Source organism: Agrobacterium sp. SORGH_AS_0440 (assembly GCF_031453135.1).
Lineage (GTDB): Bacteria > Pseudomonadota > Alphaproteobacteria > Rhizobiales > Rhizobiaceae > Agrobacterium > Agrobacterium pusense.
Window position 1 is genome coordinate 1,601,756 of sequence record NZ_JAVIYR010000002.1, and the last position, 11,860, is coordinate 1,613,615.

An 11,860-nucleotide genomic window follows, 5' to 3' on the forward strand; every position below is an offset into this window, starting at 1 on the left:
CGATCTCAATCGTCGCCGTCGCCACCACCAGGCGCAAGCAGGCCCAGCTCTTCCAGATCAAGTTGCGTGATCGGGTCTTCATCCTCACGCAATTCGTCGCTCATCATCGGCAGGGGCACGCCGAAATTGGAAGGTATGCGGCCGGAAAGCAGCCCTGCTCCCTTCAGCTCCTCGAGCCCCGGCAGGTCGCGCAACTCCTCGAGGCCGAAATGGTCGAGAAACTCAACCGTGGTACCGATCGTCACCGGCCTGCCGGGGGTGCGACGGCGGCCACGAAACCGGACCCAGCCCGCCTCCATCAAGACGTCAAGCGTGCCGCGCGAGGTCTGAACACCGCGGATTTCCTCGATTTCAGCGCGTGTGACCGGCTGATGATATGCGATAATCGCCAGGACTTCCAGCGCCGCGCGAGAGAGCTTCTTCGGTTCCTTTTCCTCGGCGCGGATGACGAAAGAAAGATCGCCGGCAGTGCGGAAGGCCCATTGCCCGCCCACCTGCACGAGATTGACGCCCCGGCCCGCATAAGCGGCTTTCAGATGCTGAAGAACGGCGTCGACATCCATGCCGCGCGGCAGGCGCTCCGCAATGAAACCCGGAGAGACCGGCTCGGCCGAGGCGAAAACCAAAGCCTCGGCGATCCGCTCGGCCTCTTTCAACTGGCGCTCGGAAAATACCGTGGGTTCTAGTCCCACCCCATCCGTCGCGATCGTCGCCTCGGCTGTCTCATCATTATCAGTCATTGTCAGTCCTCTCGGCGACCGCCGCACGATCATCCCTCGTGCCACGGCGCATATAGATGGGCTGGAAAGCGCCCTCCTGCCGGATTTGCAGCGTGCCCTCGCGCACAAGTTCCAGTGACGCGGCAAAGGCGCTGGCGATCGCCGTCACCCGCATCGCGGGATCGGGGACATATTGCAGCAGATATTGATCGAGCGCGGTCCATTCTCCGACATCGCCGAGGAGACCGGTTAAAAGCTCCCGCGCCTCCACCAGCGACCAGACCTGCCGTTTTTCAATGGTGACCTGGGTGATCGCCTGTCTCTGCCGCAGATTGGCGTAGGCGCTGAGCAGGTCATAAAGGCTCGCCTCGTAGGCAGAGCGGTTGATGTGCGGAATATGCTCCGGCGCGCCGCGGGCAAACACATCGCGGCCGAGCTGGGCGCGGTTGACGAGGCGTTCCGCCGCCTCGCGCATCGCTTCCAGCCGCTTCAGCCGGAAGGCAAGGGTTGCGGCCATTTCCTCACCCGAGGGGCCGTCATCCTTGGATTGCTGCGGAATGAGAAGCTTGGACTTGAGGAAGGCGAGCCACGCCGCCATGACCAGATAATCGGCCGCCAACTCGATGCGCACGCGCCGCGCGCTTTCCACGAATTGCAGATATTGCTCGGCAAGCGCCAGCACCGAAATGCGCGACAAATCGACCTTCTGCGTGCGGGCAAGATGCAGCAGCAGATCGAGCGGGCCTTCGAAACCCGCGACATCGATGACCAGTCCGGCCTCACCCGTCAGCCGCTCCGGCGTCACATCCTGCCAGAGCTTGTCCATCGGCGTTGAATTGCGAGATTTGTCTGCGGCCATCGTTCCATCCGCCGGAGCTTCCGGCCTTGATCCCGAGTAAGCGGCCGCCCGACTGTCAGGAAACGGCCCACATGGCGTTGAATTCGGCTCTCAGTTCCGCTTCGTCGGATGGGTCCGCAGTCGGGAAACCCGCTTCAACTGCCCGCACCCGCTCCAGCGACCGGCCGGAAAGAACGGGAACCTCTTTCACAACCTCGAGCATTTCACCCATCACGCCGTTGCAATGCAAGACTATATCGCAGCCGCCAGCAACAATATTCGCAGCTCTTTCACCCAGCGTGCCCTTCAACGCGTTCATCGAACTGTCGTCGGACATCAGCAGGCCGTCAAATCCGATCCGCCCGCGAATAATCTCCTCGATCACCTTCGGTGATGTCGTCGCCGGCCGTTCGCGGTCGACGGCGTTGAACACAAGATGCGCGCTCATCGCCATCAATTCGCGGTTCAGTGCCCGGAAGGGCACGAAGTCATGCGCATCCAGCTCATCGAGCGGCACGTCGACCACAGGCAGTTCATGATGCGAATCCACCATGCCGCGACCATGACCCGGCATATGTTTCATGACAGGCAGCATGCCACCCGCCTTCAGCCCGTCGGCCGCCGCCTGCCCCATCTCGGCCACCATGGTCGGCGTATAGCCATAGGCACGGTTGCCGATGACATTGCTGGCGCCTTCCACCGGCACGTCGAGCACCGGCAGGCAATCGACATTGATGCCGAATTTCATCAGGTCAAACGCGTGCAGTCGCGACATCAGCCAGGCGGCACGCAGACCGGCACCCCGGTCGCGCTCATAGATTTCACCGAGAATGCGGGCATTCGGATAAGCCTGCAGGATCGGCGGCTTGATACGCTGAACCCGTCCGCCCTCCTGATCAATCAGCACCGGCGCATCTGCCCGCCCGACGGCATCGCGCATGGCGGCGACGAGATCGGTGATCTGCTGCGGCTCGCCAATATTGCGCCCGAACAGGATGAAACCCCAGGGCTGCTCATCGCGGTAAAGGGCAATCTCGTCGGCAGTCAGCGAAAGCCCGCTGCATCCGAGGATCATAGCTTTGCAATCGGTCATGGTGTCACGCCTGTTACAGAATAGATGGGAAGAACTTTGCCTGCTCCTCGGCCAATGCCGGGGCAGCGACGTTTACCGTCCGTCACCCCGGCCTCCGAGCCGGGGTCCAGCGCGATCAAGTCGTTGATCGCGTAAGACTCGTTTCACGGCGCAGACGCGCCGTGGCTGGATGCCGGATCAAGTCCGGCATGACGGAGGTTGGCTGCTCCGTCACTGTCGTTAGACAATCAGCGCCGGGGTACTACCCCCGGCGCATCTCTATCACCGCGCCACCAGGCAGCTGCCACCGGCCGAACGGAACTTTTCGCACAGCGCCACGGCTTCGTTCTTGTCACCGGCCGGGATACGGACGCGGTAGAAGGTGCCCTTGCCGGCGATTTCGGCAGCCTTGATGTCGACGCCGCGTCCACCGATGACCGAGCCGAACTTGGCCGACATGTTCTGGTAAGACTTCTGCGCTTCCGCCTGGCTCGGCAGCGACGCGATCTGGATATAGTAGCCACCGGCGGACGGCGTGCTGGTCGCAGCCGGCGTAGCGGCTGCGGTCTGCTGCTGCGCGGCCTGCGGCTGAGCAGGCGCAGTCGTCGTCGGACGAACATTGCCCTGATTGGTCACCGTCGCCACGACGTTTGCGGGCTGCGAGGACGGACGTGTTGCCGGAAGCGGCGCGGCGGACTGCGCAGCCGGCTTGGTGGCGGCAGGCGTGTTGGCCTGCGGCTGAGCCTGTTCCGGCGCGACCGGAACCCGCGATGCGGCGATGACGGCGGGAGCGCCCTCACCCGGCTTGACGGTCTGCGGCGCAGCAAGTTCCTCGACCTTGTCAGCCTTCGGCGGCTGGGCTGCCGGCACCTCGACTTCCTGTGCGACAAGCGTGCCGTCAGGCTTGACGATCATAGTGCGGACCTTGCGCGGGGAAACGCCGGTCGCAGCCGAACCTTCGTTCTGTGCGGCCTTTTCTTCCGGCGAAAGCAGGCGCGGATCCTCGGTCTCGCCAACCGGCGTGCCAGCGGCTTCCATATCGGCGTCGTTTTCGCCTTCCAGCGGCAATTGTTCGGGGATCAGAGTCCGCTGAACCACGTCCACGGGCTGTTCGTTGCTGGAAATCAGCGCCGGCTGCTTCGGATCGGCAGCGCTGCCGCCGGCAACGCGATCATATACCGCCTTGTCCTGGTTCGGCACGACACGACCGCCCGGATTTTCCGGCACGACCTTCATCGGGTCGTTATCGGCGGAGATGATGACCGGCGCGCCGTTGGAACCGGTGCTCGACGAACCACCGGAGACCAGCGCGTAAACACCGCCGCCGATCAGCACCAGGCCGATGGCAGCCGCAACCGGCATGATCCAGCGGCGACCGCCGCGTTCATCCTCATCACGATAAGCAGCCTGATGGTCGACGTACGTATTTTCGGGCTCGCGAGGCGCATTGCCACGGGAAGCGGCAGCCTCCTGCATGGAGCGGCGGAAATCCTCTTCCAGCGCCCGTTCGAACTCGTCGGCCTCTTCCGGAGCCTGAACAGGACGAGCCTGGGCAGCTCCGCGGTTTTCCGCGTGCTTGTGGCGGTCGAGACCACCGGCAACAGCAGGAGCGAACAGCGTCGCAAGCTCGGTGTCGATGTCGAGGTCTTCCTCATGACGGCGGGGAGCCGGCTTCGGCTCAAAAACGCCAACCGGCAGTTCCGGTACATCCATCTCGACGATGGTTTCCGGATGCTCTTCCGTCTCACCGATCTGCGAGGGATCGAAAGGCAGGCTTTCCAGCGTCTGTGGCGCGACAGGCTGGGGAGCGGCCGGGCGCGGCTGAACCGGAGCGGCAGCAACAGGTGCGGCGGCAACGGCAGCAACAGGTGCGACAACGGGCGCAGGCCGGGGCTGCGGTGCGGGCTGCACCTTCACCGGCTGCGGTGCGGGTGCCTGAACGGCCACCGGCGCGGCCGGCTGCTGGCGGACCGGCTGCGGTGCAGGCGCTGGCGCGACCTCCGCTTCAGCGATGTCGGACAGATCCAGATCGAGATCGAGATCGTCAAGCGCAAGCTCGAAATCATCATCGTTGAAGCCGGCGAAATCAAGCTCCTCCGGGGGTGCTGCGGGCGCTGCATCGGCAACCGGCGCTGCCTTCACCGGAGCGGCAGTAACCACGGGCGGTTCAACCTTGGCAGCCTGCGCTGCGGGGACCGCCTGCACGAGCGGCGCTTCACCGCGACCGGGAATGGAATATTTCGCGACGTCGTAAATCAACTCGTCCATCGGCGAGAGATGTTTCGCCGCGGGCTTCTCGGCAGCCTCAACCGTCAGAGGCTCTGCGGCAGGCGTAAAGACCTCGGCGACCGAAGGCGTGAAGGATGGCGCGGTCTCTTCCGCCTGGACGACGGCAGGCACGGGAGCGGCTTCGACCTGCGGCTCTACCCGGGCCGCGGCAGGCTGCCGTTCGGAGCGCGGCTCAACCCGCTTCGGGTCGGCGGCCGAAACATCGCGGCGGGCGCCGAAATTGGCAAGCGGCAACCGCAGGCTCGAAAATTCCAGCGAAGACCGGCCGCCATGCGATGGCGGACGAACGGAAATCGGAGCAGGCGCCTGTTCGGCGACGGCGATTTCCACTTCATCGGCGAGATCGAGGCTCTGGGACTCCGGTGTAGCAGCATAAGCGGCGGCAGCAATATTGCTGGAGACATCTGCCGGAAGCTCCGGCATGGCGTGCCATTCCGGCTGGACGGGTTCCGCGGCCTGCGGCTCCTCCCATGCCACCTGTGAGGCAGCCTGCTCGTAGACCATCGGCTCGGCAGGACGCGCCTGGCGCGAATGCACATCGAAAACTTCAGCCACCGCGCCGGCATCATCGCGGAAATCCGCCCGGATATCCTGCGTGGGGGTTTCGACGTAATTGTGGATATAGGCCTCATTGACCTCTGGAAGCAGCTCTTCCGCTGCTTCGGGAGCGAATGTCACCTCGGGTTCCGGTTCAGCTGCCGGCGCAAGTTCGGGCTCGCGGCGAGCGAAAACGGATTCGACCCGCTGCATGAAATCGCTTGGATGGATGCCTGCACGAACATCGTTTGCCGGATCAAGAACGACCGGATCGGCATGCGGCGCATCGTAAACCTCGAATTCCCGAAGCAGCTCGTCCTCGAGATTAAATTCGGGTTCGCGGCGGGCAACCGGTGAGGCAGCGCGTGGCGCAGCTTCGGAACCCGCATGCGAAGGACGATCTTCGAAGCCGACGATACGCGCCAGTTCTGCCAGAGGATCGTTGTCAGCGAAGCCTTCGGACCGGGCGTCCCGGTTATACGCGACATTTTTTTCGACCATTACGTGTTCCACCATCTACGCATTGCAGCTCTTGCCAGCGTATTGTGAGCAAATAATGGTGAGATGTTATCGCATTTCGTCAGGTGCGTCCGCTCCTAAAAGCGTCAGTCCAGACCTCAGAACATTCGCGACAGCATTCACCAGCCCAAGTCTGGCAATGCTCAATTCTCGGTTTTTATCGTTAATAAAACGTAATTCCTGGTGGTCTTTACCCTTGTTCCAGTGTCCATGGAAGGAACTGGCGAGATCATAGAGGTAAAAAGCAAGCCGGTGCGGCTCATGCGAAAGGGCCGCGGATTCGATCAGGCGCGGATATTCCGCGAGTTTTGCAACCAGCTGCAACTCATTGATATCGCTGATCAAAGATACAGATGCCGCCATCTCCTCAGCCGAAGGAGAAAGCCCCGGAAACGCTTCCTGCGCCTGCCGGAAGATCGACATTGAGCGGGCATGCGCATATTGCACGTAAAAGACCGGATTATCCTTCGATTGTTCGGTCACTTTTGCAAAATCGAAGTCCAGCGGCTCGGAATTCTTCCGATAAAGCATCATGAATCGCACCGGATCGCGACCCACTTCGTCGACAACGTCGCGCAGGGTCACGAAGTCGCCGGAGCGCTTCGACATCTTCACCGGCTCACCATCGCGGAACAGCTTGACGAGCTGGCACAGAAGAACCGTCAGCTTCGACTTGCCCTCGGAGACGGCGCGCGCGACGGCTTCAAGACGCTTGACGTAACCGCCATGGTCGGCGCCGAGCACATAGATCATCTCGGAAAAACCACGGTCGAACTTGTTCTTGAAATAGGCGACGTCGGCGGCGAAATAGGTGTAGGAACCGTCCGACTTCATCAGCGCGCGGTCCATATCGTCGCCCACTTCGGTGGAGCGGAACAGCGTCTGTTCGCGGTCTTCCCAGTCATCAGGCAATTCGCCCTTCGGCGGCGGCAGCGTGCCCTTGTAGACATGGCCCTTGAAGGTGAGGTCGTTGATGGCCGACAGGATCGGCCCGCCATTGCCCTCATGCAGCGTGCGCTCCGAGAAGAACACGTCGTGCCGGACGTTGAGAAGCGCCAGATCCTCGCGGATCATCGCCATCATCGCGTCGATCGCCTTGTCCTTGACGATAGGCATCCACTTTTCTTCAGGCATGGCGCGCAGCTTGATGCCATATTCATCGGCCAGCGCCTGGCCGACGGGAACGAGGTAGTCACCGGGATAGAGACCGGACGGGATGGTGCCGATATCTTCGCCGAGCGCCTCGCGATACCGCAGGAAGACGGAACGTGCCAGCACATCGATCTGCGAGCCGGCATCGTTGATGTAATATTCCTTTGTGACGCCGTAACCGGCGAATGCAAGCAGGTTCGCCAGCGTGTCGCCGACAACGGCGCCACGGCAATGGCCGACATGCATCGGGCCGGTCGGGTTGGCCGAGACATATTCGACGTTGATCTTCTGGCCCGCACCGATGGTGGAGCGGCCGAAATCGATACCCTGGTTGATCATATCTGCCAGCAGACGCTGCCAGTAACCAACCGACACCTTGAGATTGATAAAGCCGGGACCCGCGACATTGACGCTATCGACATCGCCATCCGCCTGAAGCGCCGGCACGATGAGTTCGGCCAGAGCGCGCGGATTGGTGCCGAGCGGTTTCGCCAGCACCATGGCGGCATTGGTTGCGACATCGCCGTGGCTGAGATCACGCGGGGATTCGACAGTAATTCGACTGAAATCGACCTTTTCGCGGTTCTCTTTCACGAGGTCGAGGGTCTCGAGCGCGTTTTTGATCCTGGTATCGAAATCGGCAAAAATGTTCATCGTTCCAACCTGCGCGAAGGGCTTCTGTTCATGTCCGGTATTTTAGCCGGTCGGCTTCGCGATCGCCCGCTGCCCTATCTCAAATCGGGGGTGTGGTCAAACAGCCGCTGGTGGGCGCGCAGTGCATAACTATCGGTCATGCCGGCCAGATAGTCGCCCACATGCCGGGCTTTTGCGGCCACGCTCATGCCGGAAATGCTGTCTACCCAGTAGTGGCTCTGCATTTCCGCCGGCGTTTCCATATATCGGTGGAAAAGATCGGTGACGATCTGCGTCGCGCCGGCGCGGATGCGCATGATGTCCGGGTGCCGATAGATATGGGCAAACAGCAGCTTCTTGATCTGCCGGTCGGTCTCGGCCATCTCGGGCGAGAACGTCGCGACGGTAAAATCGGCGGCCCTGATGTCGGCAGCCCGCTGCGGCTTCAGCAGGGCCAAGATTTTGCTGCGCCACGCCGATCACATCCTCAACCATGTGAGTGATCTGGCGGCGCATGATCTCATTGGCGAAACGTTCCTTGTCGAGCACGGGATATTTCGCCCGCACCTGCGCCATCAGGCCGCTGAGGAATGGCACCTCCTCCAGCATCTCGAAGGTGAGATAACCGGCGCGCAGACCGTCATCGATATCGTGGGTATTGTAGGCGATGTCATCGGCAATCGCCGCCACCTGCGCCTCAAGGCTGGCATAGCTGCCGATCTCGAGATCCTGCAACTCGCAATATTCGAGGATGGGCAGCGGAACCGGCCCCTTGATCCCCTCACCCTTCGCGTTCACCAGCGGGCCGTTATGCTTGACGAGACCTTCCAGCGTTTCCCAGGTCAGGTTGATGCCGTCATATTCGGCATAACGGCGCTCGAGCTTGGTGACGATACGCAGTGACTGCGCATTGTGGTCAAAGCCGCCATAGGGCGACAGCACCGCATCCAGCGCATCCTCGCCGGTGTGGCCAAAGGGCGTGTGGCCGAAATCATGTACCAAGGCAACACCTTCGGCCAGATCTTCGTCCAGCTTCAGCGCGCGGGCGAGCGCCCGGGCGATCTGCGCCACCTCGATGGTGTGGGTAAGCCGCGTGCGGTAATGGTCTCCGTCGGGGCTGATGAAGACCTGCGTCTTGTGCTTCAGGCGGCGAAAGGCTGTCGTGTGGACGATGCGGTCCCGGTCACGCTGGAATTCGGAACGCGTCAGGCTTCCTTCTTCCGGAAACAGACGCCCGCGCGTCGTCCATGGATCCGAGGCGAAAACCGCCCTCTCCCCACTTCCGAAACCCAATGCGCGCTGGTCTATGATCATGCATCCACCTGTTGACTTCTTATGGCCGCGACTTCCTTTTGGTCTCGGCCATTGACCTTTTCATTCACCCTTCATACCTATCGCAGAGGTCAGCGCAAAGCATCATCGCCGCGCAGACGCCCTCACACAGGCTATAGACCGTTAATTTGACCGGTTTATAATGGTGACAACGAGATTATTGCTCTCCGGTTCTTGACCCCGGCAGGAGGAACGACATGGAAAACAGCGACATTACCCTTTCGGAAGCAGCGGCAAAGCGAATCGCCCAGATCGTCGCCGCCGACGTCGGCAAACGGGCGCTGCGCGTCTCCGTCGAAGGCGGCGGCTGCTCGGGCTTCTCTTACAAGTTCGATCTGGCCGAAGACCCCGCCGATGACGACATCGTGATTGCGCGCGGTGATGCCAAGGTGCTGATCGACAGCCTTTCGGTCGTCTATATGGCAGGCTCTGAAATCGACTTCGTCGATAATCTGCTCGGCCAGTCCTTCCAGATCAAGAACCCCAATGCCGTGGCTAGCTGCGGTTGCGGCACCAGCTTCTCGATCTGAGTGAAACGGTCCGCGGCTCTGCCTCAATGCTCTCAGCTTTGAGGTGATCCGCGTCCCTCTCCTGCCTCATCCCTGTCTCCCCGCCGCGCAGACGCGCGTCGGCTGGATTCCTGTAACAAGCACAGGAATGAGGGGGTAGAGACATGACGCTGACTTCGCGGCCCAGTTCACTCTACCAACCTCCCCTCTATCCACCACATCCTCGCCACCACCTTCCAAAAACGGTGGCAATCGCTTTTGCATCGGGTAAAAGTACCCTCACAAAAGGGAAACTCCGATGAAGATTGCCACCTGGAACATCAACGGCGTCAAGGCGCGCATCGAAAACCTCTGCCAGTGGCTGAAGGATTCTTCGCCCGACATCGTCTGCCTTCAGGAGATCAAGTCGGTCGACGAGGGTTTCCCGCGGCTGGAAATCGAGGCGCTTGGTTATCACGTCGAGACCCACGGCCAGAAGGGCTTCAACGGCGTTGCCCTGCTTTCCAAAGTCAAGCCCGACGAGGTCAATCGTGGCCTGCCGGGTGATGATGCCGACGAGCAGGCGCGTTTCATCGAAGGCGTGTTTTCCGTCGACGGCGGCGCCATCCGCGTCTGCTCGCTTTACCTGCCGAATGGCAATCCGCCTGACGATCCGGTCAAATATCCCTACAAGCTCGCCTGGATGGAGCGGCTGCGGCGCTTTGCCGAAGATCGCCTCGCGTTCGAGGAGCCGCTGATCCTCGCGGGGGACTACAACGTCATTCCGGAACCGTTCGATTGTCACGACCCCCGCGTGTGGGAAGGTGACGCGCTGTTTCTGCCGAAGACCCGCGCAGCCTTCCGCAAGCTGGAGAACCTTGGCTTTACCGATGCCGCACGTGCGACGACGGATGAAGCAGGACTATATTCCTTCTGGGATTATCAGGCCGGCGCATGGCCGAAAAATAACGGCATCCGCATCGACCATCTGATGCTGTCAGCCGAAGCGGCCGACAGGCTGGAATCGGTCAGCATCGAAAAACATGTGCGTGCGTGGGAAAAACCATCCGACCACGTGCCGGTCTGCGGTTACTTCGATTTCAGCCCCGCTGGCTGACAGGCCATCTTTACCGAGCTCTGGCGCGGCAATTTTCAATCCGGATCGTCAATCCGCATGGTCTGCGCCATTGCGATTGCCGCGCGGCGATCGTTCTCACCCGCCAGCGAAAAGGCCTGCTCCTGCAGGTTCTGAATCCAGGTGCAGTCCGCCGCCGTGCATTTATCCAGCGCCGCCGTCATGAAGGCGAGGCCCTGCGTCGTCTGGCCTTCCTGGAAGATCAGGTTGCCGAAAATCGACATGGCGCCGGCATGGCCGTGTTTGCGGGCCTGGTTGAGCCATTTCTTTGCCTGCTGCACATCTGCGCGGCCACCCTCGCCTGCAAGAATCATCTCTGCCAGACGGAACTGGGCCTCAGCCACACCGAAGGTGGAAGCAACCTGGAAATAAAGCTGCCGGGCCTGTGAAAGGTCCATTTTGACGGGGCTTCCGGGAATGCCGTGGCGGTAATAATCAGCGAGAGACAGCAGCGCATTGACGAAAAAGCCGGTATCCTCCGATCCCGGTTCGACACCCTGATTGGCGATTTCGCTGTAGATCTTGAAAGCTTCGAAGTCGTTCTTGGCGACGCCATCGCCATAGGCATACATGTTGGCAAGCGCCCAGCGCGAGCCTGTATGGCCCTTTTCGGCCGCGTAGCGATAGGCCTCGACAGCTTCACCCTTGTTGCCGTTCTTGTAGGCCTTGAAGCCGAACTTGAACAGGTCGAAGGGGCCGGATTCCTTGGTCACGCCCGCATTGATGTCAAAAGCCGCGGCAGGCATTGCGAGCGACGCAAGCAACATGCCCATGAGGAGCGGCTTTAAAACGTTGGCTTCACATTTCAGCATTTCAGCGAACTTCTCTCACTCTTCCCGGCATATAGCCAATACTTGCGGAATACTGCAAAGCCGAACCCCGCCGGGTCGCGATTTTTCGAACACACTGCGTCTTTCCGGCAGCACTTTCCAGCGCACCACCGGTGGTCTCCTGCGGCAATTGCCCAAATTTTCCAGTTAGACAGATATAGGCATAATTTCCGGCAATATAACGGCGTTCCGCCATCCACCGGTCAGCGCCAAACAAGAAATCCGGATGAAATTCCCGTATTACTTGCTTAAACCCTGAATCCAAACCTGTTTTCACTTTCTGCAACCCCGCGGGCCCACATCAAACGCCTGCATG

General features: G+C 61.0%; 9 protein-coding genes and 1 pseudogene. 2 read left to right on the forward strand and 8 right to left on the reverse strand.

Going from position 1 to position 11,860, the window contains the following annotated elements; translation table 11 throughout:
* Window positions 1-5: 5 nt before the first annotated feature.
* The 6 genes and pseudogenes from scpB to QE453_RS17155 form a co-directional block, all read right to left on the reverse strand.
* Window positions 6-740, reverse strand: a complete 735-nt coding sequence (gene scpB / locus QE453_RS17130; RefSeq protein WP_004442146.1) for an SMC-Scp complex subunit ScpB — start codon at window positions 738-740, stop codon at window positions 6-8.
* Entirely contained in the window at window positions 733-1,578 is an 846-nt protein-coding gene (locus tag QE453_RS17135) for a ScpA family protein (protein ID WP_034498970.1), read from the reverse strand. The genes scpB and QE453_RS17135 overlap by 8 nt, the downstream gene beginning before the upstream one ends.
* 55 nt (window positions 1,579-1,633) lie before the next feature.
* Window positions 1,634-2,650: a beta-N-acetylhexosaminidase gene (gene nagZ / locus QE453_RS17140; protein ID WP_022556274.1), complete on the reverse strand. Its 1,017-nt coding sequence runs from the start codon at window positions 2,648-2,650 to the stop codon at window positions 1,634-1,636.
* Between the two features lie 261 nt (window positions 2,651-2,911).
* Entirely contained in the window at window positions 2,912-5,956 is a 3,045-nt protein-coding gene (locus QE453_RS17145) for an SPOR domain-containing protein (protein WP_309777557.1), read from the reverse strand.
* A 66-nt stretch (window positions 5,957-6,022) separates the two neighbouring features.
* The gene (gene argS / locus QE453_RS17150) at window positions 6,023-7,780 is read right to left on the reverse strand and encodes an arginine--tRNA ligase (protein ID WP_004442158.1); all 1,758 of its coding nucleotides are present in this window, start codon (window positions 7,778-7,780) and stop codon (window positions 6,023-6,025) included.
* 74 nt (window positions 7,781-7,854) lie between these two features.
* Window positions 7,855-9,073: pseudogene (locus QE453_RS17155) on the reverse strand (deoxyguanosinetriphosphate triphosphohydrolase).
* A 215-nt stretch (window positions 9,074-9,288) separates the two neighbouring features.
* On the opposite strand from QE453_RS17155, the gene erpA reads away from it, so the two are divergent.
* Both erpA and xth read left to right on the forward strand, forming a co-directional pair.
* On the forward strand, window positions 9,289-9,621 hold the full coding sequence (gene erpA, locus QE453_RS17160; RefSeq protein ID WP_309777559.1) for an iron-sulfur cluster insertion protein ErpA: 333 nt from the start codon (window positions 9,289-9,291) through the stop codon (window positions 9,619-9,621).
* Between the two features lie 277 nt (window positions 9,622-9,898).
* Window positions 9,899-10,696 (forward strand): exodeoxyribonuclease III, encoded by a 798-nt coding sequence (gene xth / locus QE453_RS17165; protein ID WP_004442163.1) that lies wholly within the window; start codon window positions 9,899-9,901, stop codon window positions 10,694-10,696.
* A gap of 35 nt (window positions 10,697-10,731) precedes the next feature.
* Here the strand turns inward: xth and exoR are convergent, their stop codons facing one another.
* Together exoR and QE453_RS17175 are read right to left on the reverse strand one after the other, a co-directional pair.
* Window positions 10,732-11,526, reverse strand: coding sequence for an exopolysaccharide production regulator ExoR (gene exoR / locus QE453_RS17170; protein WP_004442165.1), 795 nt, complete (start codon window positions 11,524-11,526; stop codon window positions 10,732-10,734).
* Between the two features lies 1 nt (window position 11,527).
* On the reverse strand, window positions 11,528-11,821 hold the full coding sequence (locus QE453_RS17175) for a hypothetical protein (RefSeq protein WP_234704062.1): 294 nt from the start codon (window positions 11,819-11,821) through the stop codon (window positions 11,528-11,530).
* Between the last annotated feature and the right edge of the window lie 39 nt (window positions 11,822-11,860).

What these genes read in the sequence shown, in the direction of transcription:
- erpA (WP_309777559.1), top strand. Translation starts at nt 9,289, where the DNA reads ATGGAAAACAGCGACATTACCCTTTCGGAAGCAGCGGCAAAGCGAATC.
- exoR (WP_004442165.1), bottom strand. Translation starts at nt 11,526, where the DNA reads ATGCTGAAATGTGAAGCCAACGTTTTAAAGCCGCTCCTCATGGGCATG.
- argS (WP_004442158.1), bottom strand. Translation starts at nt 7,780, where the DNA reads ATGAACATTTTTGCCGATTTCGATACCAGGATCAAAAACGCGCTCGAG.
- QE453_RS17135 (WP_034498970.1), bottom strand. Translation starts at nt 1,578, where the DNA reads ATGGCCGCAGACAAATCTCGCAATTCAACGCCGATGGACAAGCTCTGG.
- nagZ (WP_022556274.1), bottom strand. Translation starts at nt 2,650, where the DNA reads ATGACCGATTGCAAAGCTATGATCCTCGGATGCAGCGGGCTTTCGCTG.
- scpB (WP_004442146.1), bottom strand. Translation starts at nt 740, where the DNA reads ATGACTGATAATGATGAGACAGCCGAGGCGACGATCGCGACGGATGGG.
- xth (WP_004442163.1), top strand. Translation starts at nt 9,899, where the DNA reads ATGAAGATTGCCACCTGGAACATCAACGGCGTCAAGGCGCGCATCGAA.
- QE453_RS17145 (WP_309777557.1), bottom strand. Translation starts at nt 5,956, where the DNA reads ATGGTCGAAAAAAATGTCGCGTATAACCGGGACGCCCGGTCCGAAGGC.